Annotated in this window: 13 protein-coding genes; 4 read left to right on the top strand and 9 right to left on the bottom strand. The window is 46.7% G+C overall.

Annotated elements, in window-relative coordinates:
- Positions 1–41: 41 nt before the first annotated feature.
- The 5 genes from GVN20_RS06690 to GVN20_RS06670 all read right to left on the bottom strand — a co-directional run bounded on the left by GVN20_RS06690 (position 42) and on the right by GVN20_RS06670 (position 7,391).
- Positions 42–377: a DUF2185 domain-containing protein gene (locus tag GVN20_RS06690; protein ID WP_166557589.1), complete on the bottom strand. Its 336-nt coding sequence runs from the start codon at positions 375–377 to the stop codon at positions 42–44.
- A 180-nt stretch (positions 378–557) separates the two neighbouring features.
- A complete protein-coding gene (locus GVN20_RS06685; RefSeq protein ID WP_166557588.1) occupies positions 558–1,181 on the bottom strand; it encodes a CatB-related O-acetyltransferase in 624 nt (207 codons plus the stop codon).
- Positions 1,182–1,244: 63 nt separating this feature from the next.
- Complete coding sequence (locus GVN20_RS06680) at positions 1,245–3,650, bottom strand: outer membrane beta-barrel protein (protein WP_166557587.1); 2,406 nt, start codon at positions 3,648–3,650, stop codon at positions 1,245–1,247.
- Positions 3,651–3,673: 23 nt separating this feature from the next.
- Entirely contained in the window at positions 3,674–5,188 is a 1,515-nt protein-coding gene (locus tag GVN20_RS06675) for a malate:quinone oxidoreductase (protein ID WP_166557586.1), read from the bottom strand.
- Positions 5,189–5,267: 79 nt separating this feature from the next.
- Positions 5,268–7,391 (bottom strand): tetratricopeptide repeat protein, encoded by a 2,124-nt coding sequence (locus GVN20_RS06670; RefSeq protein ID WP_166557585.1) that lies wholly within the window; start codon positions 7,389–7,391, stop codon positions 5,268–5,270.
- Between the two features lie 138 nt (positions 7,392–7,529).
- Here GVN20_RS06670 and GVN20_RS06665 point away from each other — a divergent pair, with 138 nt between their 5' ends.
- The 4 genes from GVN20_RS06665 (at position 7,530) to GVN20_RS06650 (ending at position 10,642) form a co-directional block, all read left to right on the top strand.
- Complete coding sequence (locus GVN20_RS06665) at positions 7,530–8,210, top strand: lipopolysaccharide assembly protein LapB (RefSeq protein WP_166557584.1); 681 nt, start codon at positions 7,530–7,532, stop codon at positions 8,208–8,210.
- A 45-nt stretch (positions 8,211–8,255) separates the two neighbouring features.
- Complete coding sequence (locus GVN20_RS06660) at positions 8,256–9,197, top strand: phosphoribosylaminoimidazolesuccinocarboxamide synthase (RefSeq protein ID WP_166557583.1); 942 nt, start codon at positions 8,256–8,258, stop codon at positions 9,195–9,197.
- 96 nt (positions 9,198–9,293) lie between these two features.
- Positions 9,294–9,722 (top strand): STAS domain-containing protein, encoded by a 429-nt coding sequence (locus GVN20_RS06655; RefSeq protein WP_114065531.1) that lies wholly within the window; start codon positions 9,294–9,296, stop codon positions 9,720–9,722.
- Entirely contained in the window at positions 9,722–10,642 is a 921-nt protein-coding gene (locus GVN20_RS06650) for a ribonuclease Z (RefSeq protein WP_166557582.1), read from the top strand. Before GVN20_RS06655 ends, GVN20_RS06650 begins: the two co-directional genes overlap by 1 nt.
- Before the next feature lie 241 nt (positions 10,643–10,883).
- Here the strand turns inward: GVN20_RS06650 and GVN20_RS06645 are convergent, their stop codons facing one another.
- The 4 genes from GVN20_RS06645 to gltB all read right to left on the bottom strand — a co-directional run bounded on the left by GVN20_RS06645 (position 10,884) and on the right by gltB (position 18,732).
- Complete coding sequence (locus GVN20_RS06645; RefSeq protein WP_229598989.1) at positions 10,884–11,405, bottom strand: CHRD domain-containing protein; 522 nt, start codon at positions 11,403–11,405, stop codon at positions 10,884–10,886.
- Between the two features lie 256 nt (positions 11,406–11,661).
- Positions 11,662–12,255 (bottom strand): hypothetical protein, encoded by a 594-nt coding sequence (locus tag GVN20_RS06640; protein WP_166557581.1) that lies wholly within the window; start codon positions 12,253–12,255, stop codon positions 11,662–11,664.
- A gap of 196 nt (positions 12,256–12,451) precedes the next feature.
- Positions 12,452–13,987, bottom strand: a complete 1,536-nt coding sequence (locus tag GVN20_RS06635; protein WP_166557580.1) for a glutamate synthase subunit beta — start codon at positions 13,985–13,987, stop codon at positions 12,452–12,454.
- 164 nt (positions 13,988–14,151) lie between these two features.
- Positions 14,152–18,732, bottom strand: a complete 4,581-nt coding sequence (gene gltB / locus GVN20_RS06630; RefSeq protein ID WP_166557579.1) for a glutamate synthase large subunit — start codon at positions 18,730–18,732, stop codon at positions 14,152–14,154.
- Positions 18,733–18,941: the final 209 nt, after the last annotated feature.

Raw genomic sequence — 18,941 nt, 5'->3', positions numbered from 1 at the left:
TGTCACTCGCGTCCTGCGAGCGACTGCGGGGAAAAGCCATATTATTGCGTAAGTAGTTTAAAAATGTCTGTCCCCTCAACCCTTTCTAATTCACTGCCGTATGGGTAGTCTAAATATGGAATTATTGCTCTGTCGTAGTTAGCAATGGTATTTACATTATAAATCATTAAGTTGTCTGGGTTGTCAACATATTCTTGGTCTTCTGTCCCTGAAAAAAAACTCCAACCACTATCCATTTGCTCGTCTGATTCTTCACGATACATATAACCAACTTTCATTCCCTCCACAGTTATTTTGTTTGTTGCAAAACAGCCTCCCATAGCAGGAACTAATTCAACGATTTCTTCTGCTTTTAATTTAAAGTCCTTCGTGGTCATTTTTCTTGATTGGATTATATATTGTTTTATAATGCTCTCTAAATGAGTTGATTATTATTGTCTATCCGTTAATTGAGTAGACTTTCATTATACTTTTATATACAGCGGCCACCTATAAATAATCATTCCCGCAGGGGCGGACTCGACGTGTTGTACAAACGATAGCTGAGCCTTCGTTTTTTATTCGATTAATTGGGTGATATTGTTATCGGTCAGATTTTGAATGTTTTTTGTTATTTTCTCAATGTCCCAATCCCACCATTTCAGCGCTAAGAGTTTGGCAATTGTATCGTCAGAAAAGCGTTTTTTGATTTCGGTGGCAGGGTTTCCGCCAACAATTGAATAAGGTTCAACATCTTTTATGACGGTCGAGTTTGTGGCAATAATGGCCCCATCTCCAATGGTTACCCCTGCCATGATGGTCGCATTGTAGCCAATCCAAACATCATTGCCAATGCGGATGTCGCCTTTTTGAGGGTAGGTTTTTCCGTCCATCGCTTTCTCCCAACCATTCCCAAAAATCGCAAAAGGATAGGTCGTCAAGGCATTGGTTAGGTGATTTGCCCCGTTCATGATGAATGTTACATTGGAAGCAATCATGCAAAATTTCCCAATGACCAATTGGTCGCCAATGAAGTCAAAATGATATTTTACGTTCTTTTCAAAGTTTTCAACATTGTCAAAATCATCATAGTAAGTATAGTCGCCCACAATAATGTTGGGATTTTTGACAATGTTTTTCAAAAAGCAAAGCCTGTCATAATGAGCAAGTGGAAATATTTTGTCTTTATCTGGTCCTGTCATGCTGTTGTCAAAGGTATATTTTGTTTATAAGGACGCAAAACCCGTGAACTAATCATTCGCTACTCAATTCACGCTTTTCTCCAAACTCTCGAAATTCATCATGTTGGTTTTTTCTTCTTTTTTGCGAATGCCGAAGTTATAGACCACCGTACACCCAAAACGTCGCGTGTCGCTTTGGCGGATTCCGGAGGCCGAAACACTGCCTTGTTTCAGCGTAAATTGATTGTTGGAAGTGAAGAAAACGTCATTGGCCGAGAGCGTCACGGTGAGTTTACGGTCCAGAAAACGACGATTAACGTTTATGTTCAACGCCCCGAAATTGCTCAACTCATAAAACTGCAATTGGCCTTTCATCCGGAGGTAGCCGTTGAGACTGAGCGTAGAGCGCGGGTCGATTTTGAGTTGGTGGAAGGTGAAAATAGACCACGAACCGCGCTGAAACGTGAGCGGACGTCCTTCATAAAGCCCGTCGTATTTGTTGTGATTGTATTGCGTTCCTACCACAAAGAAGTATTTCCCGCCTGGCGGAATAGCGCCCATCAATCGAAAATAGGTTTCTTGATTTTTGCCTAGGTTGTCGTACGTACGGTAGGCGAGGCTAGGATTTTTAACGTCCTGATACACCACATTCGTGAAAATATCGCTCGTATAGTTGCGGCCAATGGCAAATATCGGACGGTCCTGCACGCTGATGTTGGCCTCGATGTTTTGGGTAAACTGCGGCCGAAGCGTCGGGTTTCCCGTTTCGTACAAGTATTGGTCGAGGTAGCGTGGAAAAGGATTCAGATATTCATAAACGGGCCGCGTGATTGAACGACGGTACACCAAATAACCGCGCATTTCGTAGCCTGCGATTTTGGCAACGCGCCGGCTGAGAAAAACATAAGGGAACAAATCCACACGACGAAGCTGAAAAGAGGTGTCGCTCGGAACGCGCTGCTGACCGTTCATGACGGTGCTTTCGAGGCGCGTTCCCACTTTGATGACGAAGGCGTCAATGGTTTTTGACGCCTGTACGTAAGCCGCGCTGATGTTTTCGTCGTATTCAAACGTACGGGTGCGGAACGTATCGGGCTTACGGAGGCTACCGTTGACGCTGAAATATTCGGACTCGTTGGTGAAACGCTGAATAGCGGTTTTTAAACCTGCTTCAACCACCAGTTTTTGAGGTAACTGAAATTTTAGATCTGTACGGGCGGAGAATGAATGACGTCGATTGCCAATGGTCCCGTCACCGCCAATCGCTGCTTTGGCGGGTTTTAAATAGGCCGTACTAAAAAGCTGTGTCCCGTCATATTTTGAAAAACCGTAGGTAACATCGGCCGTGAGTTCTGATCCAATCGTGTCCAATTTATATTTGGCCGAAATATCCTGATTGAACCCAAACGTCTGGGTGTTGTTACGGAGCGTATTGGTGTTTTCGGTCACAATGATGGGCTCGCTAATGCGGCTGATTTGATTGTGATTATCGGCAAACGATTCATAACTATTGTAGGAAATACGGTCGTCAAAATTAATTTCCCACTTTTTTGAAGGCGTAAATCCAAAACCAAAACCGCTGTAATACGTTTGACTTGGGGTAGTGGTAAAAGAGCGCTGGCTCAGTAGTGAGTCGGCCGAAAAAGGGCGGTCCGTTTGGACTTGGTCGTAGGTATTGCGGCGGTTGTAGTTGAGGGTCAGGTAGGTAGTTCTGTTTCCGACGTTGTTGTTGAGGGTGCCGCTGACAAACTGATTTCCATAACGTCCCTGGTTCATGCCCACGTTTACACTGCCCGTGATGCCAATTTTTACCCCTTTTTTTAGGATTACATTGACCATACCACCGCTACCGCTGGCGTCAAACTTAGCCGAAGGGGTGCGCAGAATCTCAATTTTTGAAATGCTGTTGGGCGGTAGGTTTTTTAGCATGGAGGCAATGTCGGCGGTGCTCATTTTTTGTTCGCGCCCGTTGATTAAAATCGTGGCGGGCGTGGTGCTGTTGAGGTAAATATTGCCATCCTGATCCACAAAAAGCCCCGGTATTTTCTCCATGATTTCCATGCCATTGGTGCTCGTGGCGGCAATCGGCTCGGGGTCAACCACGGTTTTGTCGTCTTCCTGAATCATCAAGGGCTTAGGGGCCGTCACCACCACCTCGTTTAAGGTGCGCTTGTCGACTTCCATCACAAACGTAAAAACCGTCGCGTTGGGGGTAGGAGAGAGGTTTTTTTGCAGAGGTTTAAATCCGATGGAGGTGGCCTCCAGCCGGTATTGTTTTTCGTATTTAATGTTAAATTTCGCCAATCCCGAGGTGTCGGTTACGTTGAATAATCGCTTGGTAGAATCGGCACGCTCGATTAGCCGGAGCGTGGCGCCAATGACGGGACTATTGGAGGTATCGGTTAGTCTGATGGTTAGGGATTGAGCAAAAGTGGATTGGGTCAGTACGAAACAAATAAAAAAGATGAAGTGGCGGTGGAGTAATTTCATGTTTGGTGTTAGAAGCCTGAAAATCAGAGAATATTGATGTGGTTTAATTGTAATACTTCGTGGGTCCATTTGCGGACACGATGCGTGAGTTCGGGGTCATCCGCCAAATGTTTACCATACGACGGAATCATTTCATTGAGTTTTGCGGTCCATGCTTCGGAGGCCATTTGGTCTTTAAAGCACTTGTGGAGGAGTTCGAGCATGATGCTGACGGAGGTAGAAGCCCCCGGCGAGGCACCCAATAACGCGGCCAGTGTGCCGTCGGCCGAGGCGATGACTTCGGTGCCAAACTCAAGGACACCGCCTTCTTCTTCGTCTTTTTTAATGACTTGCACGCGTTGCCCCGCCACGGCCAACTCCCAATCGCTTTCGGTGGCATTCGGTATAAATTCTCGCAAAGCCTCGATTTTGTCTTCAAAACTCAGCATCACCTGTTCAATCAAATACTTGGTCAACGGCAGATTGTGAATACCAGCGCTAAGCATAGGCAGGATGTTGTGGGGGGTGAGCGAGAAGGCCAAGTCAAAAAACGAACCCTGCTTCAAGAATTTCGTTGAAAAACCCGCAAAAGGCCCGAAAAGTAGCTCTTTTTTTCCGTCAATGATGCGCGTATCTAAGTGAGGAACCGACATAGGAGGCGCCCCTACTTTGGCTTTCCCATAGACTTTGGCGTGATGTTGCGCGATTAACGTCTCATTTTTACACACCAACCACTGCCCACTTACGGGAAATCCCCCAAACCCTTCACCTTCCTGAATGTCCGACTTTTCTAGGAGCCGGAGCGCACCGCCACCTGCTCCGATAAACACAAATTTGGCCCGTACTGTTTTGTTTATATCGTTGGTTTCGTCTTCCACTTTGACGAACCAATGTCTCATTTCGTCTTGCTCAAGCGACTTAACCTCGTGATTCAGAAAGACTTCAATTTCGTGGCCCTCTTTCAAGTGATTAAACAGACTCCGGGTTAGCTCACCAAAATTAACATCTGTACCCAATTCAATGCGGGTGGCCGCTATTTTTTCAGATTCGGTGCGGTGTTGCATCACCAGGGGCATCCAAGATGCTAGAATTTCAGTTTGGTCGCTGAATTCCATACCTTTAAACAAATGACTCGTTTGGAGCGCTTCGTGTCTCTTTCGCAGATAGTCAACATCTTCTTTTCCCCATACAAAACTCATGTGAGGAATACTGTTGATGAAGGATTTTGGACTACTGAAATAGCCGTGCCCGACCAAATACGACCAAAATTGCTTCGAGACCTCAAAGGATTCAATGATTTTCAGGGCTTTAGAAATATCAATGCTGCCGTCTTCCTGCTGCGGCGTGTAGTTCAACTCACACAGCGCCGAGTGGCCCGTTCCTGCATTGTTCCAAGCGTCGGAGCTTTCGGCAGCTACTCGGTCGAGGCGTTCAAAAATGGCAATTTCCAAGTCGGGTTGCAGTTCCTTCAAAAACACCGCCAAGGTGGCGCTCATAATACCCGCCCCAATCAAAACTACATCATAATCTACGGAAGCATTGTTTTCGTGGCTAAGCATAATGTTTGATTTAGGGGTTTAGGGTGTTTTTTATTGAGAATGTAATTGGGGAACCGATAGACTCCCAGCCTCTTCCTCCTTACTTCCGTTGCTGCAACTGCGCCCGGATTTGGTTGGCGCTGGCCATATCTCCTTTTCGTTCGTACGCAAGGGCCAAATATTGGGCCGCGTCGCGGTTGGTGGGATCTTGGGACAGCACTTCGCTGAGCATGAAAATGGCGTTTTCGATTTGGTTTACGTTGATGTAGGCAATCGCCATAGTCGTCATGGCACCCAAATAGTCAGGGAATATTTCCAAGGCTTTCTGGCATTCCTGCAAGGCTTCGTTGAAGCGGCCCACGTTGATGTAAGCGTTGGCCAAATATAGTTTCACAACTTCATTGTTGGGGTCTAATTGTTTTGCCCTTTCCAGATACGGGATGGATTCCTCAATTTTTCCTTGTTTGATAAAGTTGATTCCAATGAAATCGTCTTTGGAAATGCGTTTTACAATAATCCCAATCGGTGCGCCATTGACCTCTATTTTGTGAATGGTACCCGCTGGTGGAAAAACGTTAGGATTACGGAAGTGGCTGGGTGTCAGGTGTCCAGTTAAAAATACGGCATAATCCCAATCGTGCTCAGAGCGCTGATAATAGCGCCGATAGGCCATCTTGAGTTTAGGGTAATCCGTAAAATAATCCTTGAGTGGTACAAAATAATCGCTCGCAATGATGACGCTGTCTTTCTCAATATTTGGAATATTTTTCTTCATCCAATCCGCGATTTCACGCGTACTTGAACCAAAATAGTCGGTTTCATACTTGCCAAAAGCACCTTTCACCCCGCCCGTAAATTCGTTGTAATAAGTATATTGGTAGGGGTGGTTTTTGACCATGAACCACAATGGTAGCGCCACCAAAACGGCCACAATCCCTAAGAATACCTTTTGGCCAATCCCCGCAAAACGACGCAGCAGGTACTCAACTCCTACGGCCGACAGAACCACCAACGGTGGGTAAATAAAGGTGGTATGACGCCAGCCGTTATAAAAAGCGGAGTTTTTGGAAATACCGTAGATAAGCGGAAAAAGGGCCACAAAAAGCACCATCAACAGATAGCGACGATTGAAATGCTTACGAACAAACGGAAATATCAACACAAATATCAGCAGCCCAAGCAAGAAATACAGCGGAGTAGAAACCAACATGTACTTGGGCACATAATACCAAGGCAGTGACGTAGAATAAATCTTGGTGCCGTCGAAAAGTGTTTTGATACTTATCGGAAAATTGGTGAGGGTTTGGAGCGCCACCAACGGATTTTTGAGGGGATTGGCCAAAGCAAAGGGCCAAAATGCAATGCCCAACGCGTAGCCGCCCAACGTGGCTACGGTGGTTTTAAGGGCCACATCGCGAATGAAGAGCTTGTCGCTGAAAATGGTTTTTCTCAGGCCATTCCGAATAAATACCTCCATCAACACAAAGAAAGGTACGTAGCCCACCAACGCCAAGCCCGGCGCACGACTCCCCAACCCGATGCCGATACCTGCAATCAAGAGCAGCGTAGAGCGCCACGAAGGACTGGGTAACTCCTGCAAGAACTTGATAAGAAAGCAAATCGTCACGATATAACCCGCCGCAAACGTAATGTCCTTGGGGTTGTTCATTGAATCACCGAAGATGCGCGGAGAAAACAGCGCAAACAACAGGGCTATCAAACCCACGCGCCAGTTGCCGCCCACTAGGCGTCCAGTAAGTCCACTGAAGACGATGATGAGAACCCCCATAAGCGAAAGCATGATGTGCCGGATGGTGTAGGGGTCGGCACCCGTTGTGCGGTAAATAGCGGCCGAAATAAGGTCGAGCGTAGGTCCGTAGCAGTACATAACTTCTCCACCGCGCGGAGCGTACGAAAGGGCTTCTTTCTTTTCGCCGAGACTGGTAAAATAATCAAGGCATAATTCTCCGTAGGCTTTATTTCCCCACTCATCGGCCGTAATTCCGTATTGGGTACTCAAAAGAGGCATCCCAATCAGCAAAGCCAGTGCTATTCCCCAAAATATTTTACGAAATAACCCATCGTTCACCGGAGGCGTTTGGGGAACGGGAGGGAGGTCTAAGGCGGGTTTAAAAACAGAAGGGGAAGGGGGTGTTTCACCTGCAATGTTCTGTTTATGAGGTGGTTTTGGGGGGGGCGTAGTTCCTTTTTTAGCTTTAGACATCTTTACTGTTATTGTATAACATTCCAAAATAAAGCGATATACCCAAATTCACCAAAACTGTGCCAAAATTTAAAAACGTGTATCTTTGCAGCGCTGTTCACAAAAGGCCATAACTATACGACTTTGCTGCCATCGGTTTTGATATATATTCTTCTCTGGATTTGGGATAACCGGTCGTTTGATACCATCTCGCGAAGCAATCGTGCCAAATTGGAAGCCCGAGAAGCCTACATGGAAGCTGATTTTGAAAAGGCAATGGAGGCGTATCGAAATGTGTCGAGCAACTCACTGTTTACCGAACCATCGGCGCGGTTTAATTTAGCGCATTCGTATTTTCAATTAAAACAGTTGCAAAATGCGCGTCGCTATTATAAACGATTAACGCAAGTCGATGATGCATGGTTGGCATCGCGGGCTTATTCCCAACTGGGGGTCATTGAGGCCACTGAAAAAGATACCGTGGAAGCGCTACGGTATTTTAAAGAAGGGATGCGCAAAAATCCTGAGAATCAGATTGCGCGTTTTAATTACGAATTTTTAAAAAAACGATACAGTGGTAAAGTTGAAGCTGAGCCGCTGAAATCCAACGTTCAGAAAAAAGAGCAGACGGCCCAGACGCCGCCTTCGCCTAACTTAGGGCAGGAGGTCTTGAAAACGGAAGAAAAAAAGGATTTGCTGACGCAGTTGCAAAATATGAAAATGAGCGAAGCGCAGGCAATGATGATATTGGACGCCCTCAAAGCCTCCGAAATTCAATATTTACAACAACAAAAACACCGTTCCCGCAAGCCTAACGACAACAGCAAAGGGAAATGGTAACCGCAGACAAACGAATTTATCCATCAAAAAAGTAACTATTCAACGGTGCAAACACTTACCCAAACCAATTTTAACTTTCCTGGCCAGACGAGTTTCTACCGTGGCAAGGTCCGCGATGTGTACAGTTTCGAAAAGGTAGTGGTCATGGTCGCAAGTGACCGAATCTCGGCCTTTGATGTGATTTTGCCGCGGGCTATTCCGTTTAAAGGTCAGGTACTCAATCAAATAGCAGCCCATTTTCTAACCGCAACCGCTGATATAGTGCCCAATTGGTTGCTTGAAGTGCCCGACCCGAACGTAAGTATTGGAAAAAAGTGTGAAACCTATCCCGTCGAAATGGTGGTACGCGGCTATTTGGCGGGCCACGCCGCGCGTGAATACAAAGCAGGTAAGCGTAGCGTTTGCGGGGTGACCTTGCCTGAAGGATTAAAAGAAAACGACAAACTGCCTACGCCCATCATTACCCCCACTACCAAAGCCCACGAAGGCCACGACGAGGATATTTCGCGCGAGCAGATTTTGGCCCGTGGGATTGTGTCAGAAGCGGAATATAGCCAATTGGAGCATTACGCTTTGGCGCTTTTTGCACGAGGTACCCAAATGGCAGCCGAACAGGGGTTGATTCTGGTGGATACCAAGTACGAATTTGGCCACGACGAAGGGAAAATTTACCTGATTGACGAAATCCATACGCCCGATTCTTCACGGTATTTCTATGCGGATGTCTACGAAGAAAACCAGCGCCTTGGGCTGCCACAGAAGCAATTGTCAAAAGAGTTTGTAAGAGAGTGGCTGATTGCAAACGGTTTTCAGGGAAAAGAAGGACAAATCATCCCCGAAATGTCGGATGAATGGGTGGAACAAATCTCGGCACGTTACATCGAATTGTTTGAGAAAGTAACTGGAAAAACCTTTATAAAAGCCAATACGGAAGATATTTTGGGCAGAATTGAAGAAAATGTGCTCCGTTCATTAACTTCGCACTAATATTTAGAATTCGTTGATTGTTAACCGTTAATTATTACCTGCGTTTCTGAACCGCCTAATCTTTAACTTTTAACCATTGACCTTTAGACCACATCTATGAACCACCTCATTCAAAAACATGAGCAATACGCCCTCATCAATGTTAAAGAAAATGACTTTGGGGGAGAATTTGCCACTGATTTAGAAACTATTTCCCGCGATTTGTTTCGGGAGGGGTTTCACAACTTGATTGTTGATTTTACGCCAACAAACACCATTGACTCAGCAGGTATCAGTATCCTGAAAAAAATTAATATGCTTTGCTCACGTGAGCTTGGGCTGATGGTCTTGGTATCTGACAACGATGACTTTGTTGATCAATTGATTGACGGTAAAATTCGTGACGTTACCATTTTGCCAACCGTTGAAGAAGGGATTGACGCGGTTTTTATGAATGATTTGGAAAATGAATTCGGCGCTGAAAGCGACGACTTCGACGATGAAGATTTCGGCGAAGATGGCTTTACTAAGAGCGAACAACCCTGATGCATTTTTCGGTGATGATTTTGGGAGCGGGGTCGGCCAAGCCCGTAGCAAATAAGTACCCCTCGGCGCAGTTGCTTACGTACGATAACGAATGTTTTCTGATTGACTGCGGCGAGGGCACGCAATACCGTCTGCTCGAACATAAAATTCGGCCTGGGCGACTGCGTGGCGTATTTATTAGCCACCTCCACGGCGACCATTATTTTGGGCTCATTGGCCTGCTCTCCAGCCTCAATTTGGGCGGGCGGACCGAGGAGTTTTTCTTGGTGGGGCCGCGTGGTTTGGATGAAATTATCACCATGCACTTCAAATACTCCCAAACCCCCCTGCATTTCCCGATTATTTATACCATTACAGATACAGAGTCGAGTTATCAGGTCTTTGAAAATCAGAATTTTACGGTAACTACGATTCCCCTTGATCACCGTATTCCCTGCGCGGGGTATCTTTTTCGGGAAAAACCCCAAAAGCGTAAACTTATCAAAGAAAAATTGTTCGATGATATGCCCCATGAGTATCTTCGAAAACTAAAAAACGGCGAAGACGTGGTCGATGAGGCGGGTAATGTGCTTTTTAAGTGTCTCGAATTTACAACTCCCGCGCCGCCGCCCCGGAGCTATGCTTACTGTTCAGACACCCGTTACAATGAAAGCATCATTGAAATAATCCAAGGCGTAAATTTGCTCTACCACGAAGCCACTTTTCGGGATGAATTGGAGCAGCAGGCTTTTGAACGTTACCATGCAACGGCCAAGCAAGCGGGAATTATCGCGGCCAAAAGTCACGTTAAAAAATTATTGATTGGTCATTTTTCGTCCCGTTATAAGGAGTTTAGCGGGTTTCTAGAAGATGCACAATCTGTTTTTAAGGCTACTGAAATTGCCGAGGAAGGAAAAGTATTTGCGATTGAGCATTCCTGATGACGTGTTTTCGGTTTCTCAAAACCCAAAGAAAAATGTAGCTGCTTAAAATGTAGGTATTCTGATAGCCTATTTTTTCATTGTAAATATTTCTTAAACAGCGCCAAGACCCTTGTTTAAAACTACCTGATTTGTCTGTCTGGTGGAAAGGTCGGGACAATTTGCTCCAGTATGATTCTGTCGGCTTTCCAACATTAACCGTCATGCGCAATTATCCCGCCCTGCTTAGACCAGCCACTTATTAGCGTACTTGCCCCCTGATTTCTCCTCCTGGAAATTTGTCGGAGTGAACATTAACATACACTCCCTGATTTTCCATCGCATTAATTAAATCCGACAAAGGTTTACCCAACAAAGCTCCCTTCAGTGAAGCACTAGTGATGGTGCCTTCCGCTATAACTCCTTGCGGGCTGGGTTCGGTGCGGCCTACCAAATCGACAACAACACCTCCGTTGGCTCCCTTGGCACCCAAATGTAGGTGGCCGAATCGAACAGACTCAATGTTGGCTACAATGAGTTTGTAGGTTAAGGCGGTACCATCTTTGCTCAATTTAAACGTGGCTTGCCCAGTGGCATTCGTAACGACTGGAACAGGTACTTCCTCGTCCCCCGTCAGGTGGGCACTAAAGTTGCCGTTAGCCTTTCTAGCACCAGCTTCTCGGTTGTTACTCGCCCCCGAAATTGATTCAATAGACTCTTTTTGACAGCCGTTCAACATTAGCCCAATGGCCAATAGAGCACAAATACCAATTGAATTTTTCATGAGAAAATGGATTAAGGTTTAGTTACTCATTATTAAGTAACGACTACCTAACTTTCCGTTCTTCTATAATGTTTTGATAGAAAGCACTTTAAAATCAAAAAAAATCTCCAAAAAAGCATAAATTGTGGAATGCATATTGGCCTTAAAAATTAGCAATGTCAGACTCACAGCGAAGGGATTTTTGCTGACAAAAGTCGTTTGAACGTGGTATTTTGGAAGGCGGTCTCCAAACGGAAAGCCATATTGAGGATTAGCCTTACTTTACCCTCAATACATGGAGCCGATGGCGATTCCCCACGCGATAGGTTGGGAAACTAAGTCGTTTACATAGAATGCCTAAAGAAGCAATGCCACCCCCAATCAGGGCTGATTCTGGGGTAAATTGAAGCCCGAATTCTAGGCCGCCTCGGTAAATAAAGGTGTCGCTGATTAAAAAAATCCCACCCGCTACGGGCAGCATATACGCTCCCTGCGTGACCCACGGAATTCGGCGGTAAATCTTGATTTTTCGAACATCCCTCAGTTTAACTTCGGTATGAATATGCTCATTGAGGATTTCGTTAAATTGGGTAAACGTAAAAGAACTGTCAGAAACAGATATAATATTCTCCCTGATTTTTTTTCGTTGTCCTTTAATTTTAAAGAGAAGTTCGTCACCCGCGTAGAAACGATGGCGCTTGATTTTTCCCATTCCATATACATCCAGCACCAAATATCGCCCCTCCGTTTGGAGATAGGTTTGGTAGTGGGGGTTTTGTTTTAAAAACAACTCTCTGTCGCTCAGGATTTCCTGCGCGTACGAAGCCCAAAATGTGGTAGAAAGAAAAAGCAATAAGTAGAGAGAACGCATATCCTACGGCTATTTTGAATAGAACGTAAAAGAAATACTTTTCTTGCAAAGTGGGGAATTCAAGGCTTAACGAAATAGTCTAAAAATCAGGAAGACATTGAAAATGAGGTAAAACCGTTAGATAATTTTGATAAAAAATCATAAAAAAAGCCCTGCGTTTGGCAGGGCTTAACTATTAGAAAGACGTTTTTATGCTTTATGCATGGGCAAAGGCTGGGTTAAACATCCCGATTTCCTTGGCTTCCAATAGGGACTCACCCATCAGGAATTCATCCACTTTACGGGCGGCTTCGCGTCCTTCTGAGATGGCCCATACGACCAAAGATTGTCCACGGCGACAGTCGCCAGCGGCAAACACTTTTTCAACCGAAGTTGCATAGCTGTTTTCGGCCGCTTTGATGTTTTTGCGAATATCGGTTTCGACACCAAACTGCTCCAAAAGGCTTTGTTGAGGATGCACAAAACCTGCAGCAATCAAGGCTAAGTCACACGGAATCAGGCGCTCATTTTCGGTGATAGGTGCTTTGCGGCCATCTTCAAGGGTACGCTCACCCGTAATGTCGGCAATGCGCAGATGCGTTAGTTTCTCACCGTCGCCCACAAATTCTTGTACGGCAATGGCCCAAAAACGCTCGCATCCTTCTTCATGCGAGGTAGAAGTACGCTTGGTCAGCGGCCACAGCGGCCAAGGGGTTTTTTCGTCCCGAACTTTATAAAAGGGTTCGTTTTTATCGTCGTATTTAGGGGCGGGCATTACTTCAACCTGTGTGATGGTTGCCGCTTTATGGCGGTTGGAAGTGCCCACGCAGTCGGAGCCCGTATCGCCGCCGCCAATGACCACTACGTGTTTGTCGGTGGCTAGAAGTTCACCGTTGCCGTATTTTTCGCCCCGATGGTCTACCACGCGCTCAATATTGGAAACCCGCTTGTTTTGCTGACTCAAAAATTCCATGGCTGGATGAACCCCTTTGCCGAGGTACGCCTGCCAACCTGGAATCGTGATGGAGCGCGGTTCGGTCGAACCGATAGCCAGTACGATGGCGTCAAAGTCGCGCATCAATTCTTCTGACTTAACCGTTACGCCCACGTGTTCGTTGGTTTTGAAGGTTATACCTTCGGCTTCCATTACCGCCACTCGGCGCGCTACCACAGTTTTTTCCAATTTGAAATCAGGAATGCCGTAGCGGAGGAGTCCGCCAATTTGGTCGGCGCGTTCAAAAACGGTTACCCAATGACCCGCGTAATTCAACTGCGCCGCTGCGGCCAACCCCGCAGGGCCAGAACCGATAACGGCGACGTGTTTGCCTGTCCGCTTTGATGGAATACGGGGTTTAACATAGCCTTTTTCGTAGGCAGTTTCGATGATTGATTTTTCAATAAATTCAATGGCCACGGGTGGCTTGTTGATGCCCAACACGCAGGAGGCTTCGCAAGGGGCGGGGCAAATGCGTCCCGTAAATTCGGGGAAGTTGTTGGTGCTGCTCAAAATTTGGTAAGCATATTCCCAGTTGCCTTCGTAGACGGCATCGTTGAATTCAGGAATAATGTTACCCAAAGGACAACCGTTGTGGCAAAATGGAATCCCGCAATCCATGCAACGGGCAGCCTGCTGTTTTGATTGCGTTTCGTTGCCGATGGGCTCAATTTCTTTATAATCGGTGCGGCGCACTTCGACGTCGCGCTTTTTTGGCAACTCACGGCCAAATTCTATGAATCCGGTGGGCTTTCCCATTTTTTTAAATTAGTAAGCGGTTCGCCGCTGCGATGAGTGATTGAGTAATGGAACGAATAGCTTTGTTCAGTCCTTAATTCGTTCATCAATGTATCTTTTGACCAGCCTTTTTACAAAGACCTTACAGGCTTTCGCCTGCAAGGTCCTACTTATTAAGGGATGGGTTAATTGTGTGCTACGTCCACGACGATGTCTTGGTACACTACGTTTTTGTCGGCCAATTGTTGTGACAGACTGATGTTGCGACTTGCCAAGGCTTTCTTGAAATCGCCGGGCATTACTTTCACAAACTGACCGATGTAGGTATCCCAATCCTGCAACATCATAAAGGCGACGTTACTGGTTGTGTATTGGAAGTGTTTTTCTACGAATTCTCTGATAATCAGGTGGTCTTCTTCGGTAAGTTCTTCCAAATTCACCATTTCACGGTTCACTTTAGGGGCAAAATCACCTTTTTTGTCCCATACATACGCTACTCCTCCCGACATACCAGCGGCGAAGTTGCGACCCACTTCTCCCAAAATCAGGGCTAATCCACCCGTCATGTATTCCAGACCGTGGTCGCCAACACCTTCTACTACTACTTTGGCACCCGAGTTGCGTACACAGAAACGCTCACCGGCTGTTCCGCGAATAAACGCTTCTCCCGCAGTGGCACCGTAGAAGGCTACGTTACCGATGATGATATTTTCTTCGGGTTTGAAGGTTGCTTCACGGTCGGGATAAACGATGAGTTCAGCCCCGCAAAGTCCTTTTCCGAAGTAATCATTGGCGTCTCCTTCGAGTTCAAGACGAATACCGGTGGTGTTGAATGCTCCGAAACTTTGCCCAGCCGTTCCTCTAAACTTAAAGTGAATCGTGCCTTTTGGTAAACCTTCGCCGCCAAATACCTTGGAGATTTCGTTGGAAAGCATATTGCCCACCGAGCGATTCAGGTTATTGATGGCGTACTCACCATAGACTTCTTCCGAACGTTGAAGGGCCGGTTGAGCGGCTTCAATCAATTTCCAGTCAATGACATCGGCAATACCGTGGTCTTGTTCTTCTTGTTTAAACTGAGCGACATCGAGGCTAACGGGCTCTTTGAACAACATGGCACTGTAATCCAGCGCTTTGTATTTCCAATGCTTGATGTCGTCGCGCATTTCGAGGTATTGTACCTGACCTACCATTTCGTTGATGGTCCGGAAGCCCAACTGCGCCATGATTTCACGCAATTCTTCGGCCATGTACGTAAACATATTTACTACGTATTCTGGCTTACCCGTAAACAAGGCCCGCAGCTCTTTGCGCTGAGTGGCAACGCCGACGGGGCAGGTATTCAGGTGGCATTTGCGCATCATAATACAACCCGCCGTGACGAGGGCCGCCGTGGCTACACCCCATTCTTCAGCTCCTAGCAGCGCGGCAATCGCCAAGTCGCGTCCGGTACGCATCTGCCCGTCGGCCTGAATGGTAACGCGTCCGCGTAATTTATTTTTAACGAGGGTTTGGTGGGTTTCGGCTAAGCCAAGCTCCCAAGGCAAACCAGCGTGACGAATTGAACTCAAAGGCGAAGCGCCCGTTCCACCGTCGTGACCCGCAATCAAAATATGGTCGGCGTGGGCTTTGGCTACCCCCGTAGCTACCGTTCCTACGCCTGCCTCCGAAACCAGTTTTACGCTGATACGGGCGGCACGGTTGGCATTTTTAAGGTCGTAAATCAACTGGGCCAAATCCTCAATCGAATAAATATCGTGGTGAGGTGGTGGTGAAATCAAACCAACACCCGGTGTAGAGTGACGGGTACGTCCAATCCAGTCATCCACTTTATGGCCGGGCAACTGACCGCCTTCTCCGGGCTTAGCGCCTTGGGCCATTTTAATTTGGAGTTCCTGCGCATTGCTTAAATAATGGCTCGTTACGCCAAAACGTCCCGAAGCGACTTGCTTGATGGCCGACGACATGAAGTCTCCGTTGGGGAGGGGCTTGTAGCGAAGTTCGTCTTCACCACCTTCTCCCGAGTTTGACTTTCCACCGATGCGGTTCATCGCAATGGCCAACGTGGTATGCGCTTCCCACGAAATAGAACCAAAGGACATGGCTCCCGTAGCAAAGCGTTTAAAAATATTTTCGACCGATTCTACCTCTTCTAAAGGAATTGATTTCCCTTTTCTGAATCGCATCAACCCGCGCAGTGTGAGCGCTTTTTGGGTTTGGTCGTCGATGAGTTTCGAGAATTTCTTGAAAATCTGGTAACCTTCTTCACCTCCTTTACGGGTGGATTGTTGTAGCAGGTGAATCGTTTGCGGATTGAAAATGTGGGCCTCTCCGCGTTGTTTCCACTGGTAAAAACCACCCACTTCCAAACGTGGATTGACAATTGGGGTTTCGGGATAGGCTACTTTGTGGCGGACGATTACTTCCCGCGCAATTTCGTCGATGCCCATCCCGCTAATGCGTGAAATGGTTCCCGTAAAATATTTGTCAATAACATCTTTATTTAAGCCTAAACACTCAAAAATCTGCGCTCCTTGGTAAGACTGAAGCGTTGAGATTCCCATTTTAGAGAAGATTTTCAGCAACTCTTTATTAATGGCTTTGATGTAGTTGGCGCTTAATTTTTCATGGGTAAACTCGCCGTTAATCATGCCGTGGCGGTTCATGTAGGCCAAAGTTTGGAAGGCCATGTATGGACAAACCCCCGAAGCTCCGTACCCGATGAGGGTAGCTACGTGGTGGGTTTCAAACACGTCGCCAGCTTCCACCAAAATGCCAACCTTACCGCGTAAGCCTTTGCGAATCAGGTGGTGGTGAATGGCAGAAGTGGCCAAAAGCGATGGAATAGGGGCGTGGTCGGAGTCAATGGCGCGGTCGGAAAGAACCAAAATTTCAAAACCATCTTCAATGGCATCTTCGGCGTAGCGGCAGATGCGCTCTAAGGCACGGGTAAGCCCTTTGCCGCCATCAACCGATGAAAAATAGGTGTTGATGGTTTTGGCTTGAAAATGCGCTTTGTCTACCCAACGAAGTTTGTCGAACTCTTCAATGGTCAATACGGGCTGATCCAGCTCAATCTGACGACAGTGAAGGGGCGATTCGGTGAGTAAATTTTCGGTTGCACCTACAAACGAAATCAATGACATAATCGACCGCTCCCGGATAGAATCAATCGGCGGGTTGGTGACCTGGGCAAAAAGTTGTTTGAAATAATTCGTCAGGTGTTGGCTTTGCTCCGACAATACTGCCAAAGGTACATCCACCCCCATCGAACCAATGGCCTCATAACCTGTTTCGGCCATGGGCCCTAGTACCATCCGTAGGTCTTCTGACGAAAAGCCGAATGCGATTTGACGTTTCAGCAACGATTTGTCATCATAAGGGGTAAACGGACGAGGCGACGGCTCTAAGTCCGAGAGTTTGATTTTATTTTCGTCCAACCATTGTTGATACGGCTGACGCGAGCAAATATCAGCTTTCAATTCGTCGTCGGGAATGATGCGGCCCTGTTCCATGTCGACCACAAACATTTTACCCGATTGCAAACGGCCTTTTGATACCACCTTGGCGGGATCTACGTCCAATACCCCCGCTTCCGAGGCCATGATGACCGTATCGTCGTCCAAAACCCAGTAACGGGAAGGACGCAGACCGTTACGGTCGAGGGTAGCACCGATGATTTTTCCGTCGGTAAATGAAATCGACGCGGGGCCGTCCCAAGGCTCCTGAATGGCAGCGTGGTATTCGTAAAAAGCACGACGCTCAGGGTCCATGGCTTCGTTGCCGTCCCAAGCTTCGGGTACTACCATCATCATTACGTGCGGCAGTGAGCGGCCTGATAAGTACAGAAGCTCAATCGCGTTGTCAAGGTTGGACGTATCAGAGTTGGTAATGTCGCAGATAGGCAGCAACATATCCATTTCTTCTTTTGTAAATTTATCCGACCAAAATGACTTCTCTCCCGCACGAATCCAGTTTACGTTTCCCCGTACGGTGTTAATTTCACCGTTGTGTGCTACATACCGGAACGGCTGGGCCAGTTTCCATGAAGGGAACGTATTGGTAGAAAAACGCGAGTGAATGATGGCAAATGCCGAAACAACTGACTCGCTGTGCAAGTCGGGGAAGTAATATTTTAACTGTCCCGTCGTCAATTGTCCTTTATAGGAAATGGTACGGCAGGAGAGGGAAGAAAAGTAAAAGTGAGCTTTTGAACCCACCACCGAGTCATAAATAAGACGGGTGGCGTATTGGCGAAACACAAACAGTTTGCGCTCAAAACCAAGTTCATCGGTGACCGAATCGGGGCGTTTGATAAACAATTGTTCAACCTGAGGCTCCACCGAAAGTGAACCTTCTCCTAAGGTATCATTGAGCGTTGGAACACGGCGGTAGCCAAGGAGTTCCATGCCCAATTTCTTCAACTTACGGTTAAGAATGTCGCGGCATTCGTCGCGCAGTTTTTGATCTTTAGGGAAGAAAATCATCCCAACGCCATATTCACCAGCGGAGGGAAGGGTGATGTTTAACTTGGCGCATTCCTCCACGAAAAACTCGTGAGGGAGCTGAATGAGAATTCCCGCACCGTCTCCGGTATTAGGGTCACAGCCACAGGCACCGCGGTGGTCCATGCGTTCAAGCATGGTGATAGCATCAGCTACCATTTGGTGCGACTTACGACCTTTCATGTTGGCGCGGAAACCGATACCGCAAGCGTCGTGTTCAAACTCGGGGCGATATAACCCCAGTTGGGCAGGCTCTGACATGGTTTTGTAGTGTATTGGGGTTGGGTGAATGGCCTTTGTGCGTTAGATTACACGTGGGCTTTAACAAAAATCGGCACTCTGTTTCTTTTGAATAATCACACGCAATTTACACAAAAAATTATTTGGTACAACAACGTTTTTGCCGAATAATGTAGATGTTATTGTGTGATATTAAGAATATATTAAATAATCTTGAAATTTTACAATTT

The organism is Runella sp. CRIBMP (genome assembly GCF_009905605.1).
Classification (GTDB): Bacteria; Bacteroidota; Bacteroidia; order Cytophagales; family Spirosomataceae; genus Runella.
This window is presented reverse-complemented; position numbering and strand designations above follow the sequence as displayed.

Coding starts and splice junctions, on each gene's coding strand:
- GVN20_RS06655 (WP_114065531.1), top strand. CDS start 9,294: ATGAACCACCTCATTCAAAAACATGAGCAATACGCCCTCATCAATGTT.
- GVN20_RS06635 (WP_166557580.1), bottom strand. CDS start 13,987: ATGGGAAAGCCCACCGGATTCATAGAATTTGGCCGTGAGTTGCCAAAA.
- GVN20_RS06690 (WP_166557589.1), bottom strand. CDS start 377: ATGACCACGAAGGACTTTAAATTAAAAGCAGAAGAAATCGTTGAATTA.
- GVN20_RS06685 (WP_166557588.1), bottom strand. CDS start 1,181: ATGACAGGACCAGATAAAGACAAAATATTTCCACTTGCTCATTATGAC.
- GVN20_RS06645 (WP_229598989.1), bottom strand. CDS start 11,405: ATGAAAAATTCAATTGGTATTTGTGCTCTATTGGCCATTGGGCTAATG.
- GVN20_RS06680 (WP_166557587.1), bottom strand. CDS start 3,650: ATGAAATTACTCCACCGCCACTTCATCTTTTTTATTTGTTTCGTACTG.
- gltB (WP_166557579.1), bottom strand. CDS start 18,732: ATGTCAGAGCCTGCCCAACTGGGGTTATATCGCCCCGAGTTTGAACAC.
- GVN20_RS06675 (WP_166557586.1), bottom strand. CDS start 5,188: ATGCTTAGCCACGAAAACAATGCTTCCGTAGATTATGATGTAGTTTTG.
- GVN20_RS06640 (WP_166557581.1), bottom strand. CDS start 12,255: ATGCGTTCTCTCTACTTATTGCTTTTTCTTTCTACCACATTTTGGGCT.
- GVN20_RS06650 (WP_166557582.1), top strand. CDS start 9,722: ATGCATTTTTCGGTGATGATTTTGGGAGCGGGGTCGGCCAAGCCCGTA.
- GVN20_RS06670 (WP_166557585.1), bottom strand. CDS start 7,391: ATGTCTAAAGCTAAAAAAGGAACTACGCCCCCCCCAAAACCACCTCAT.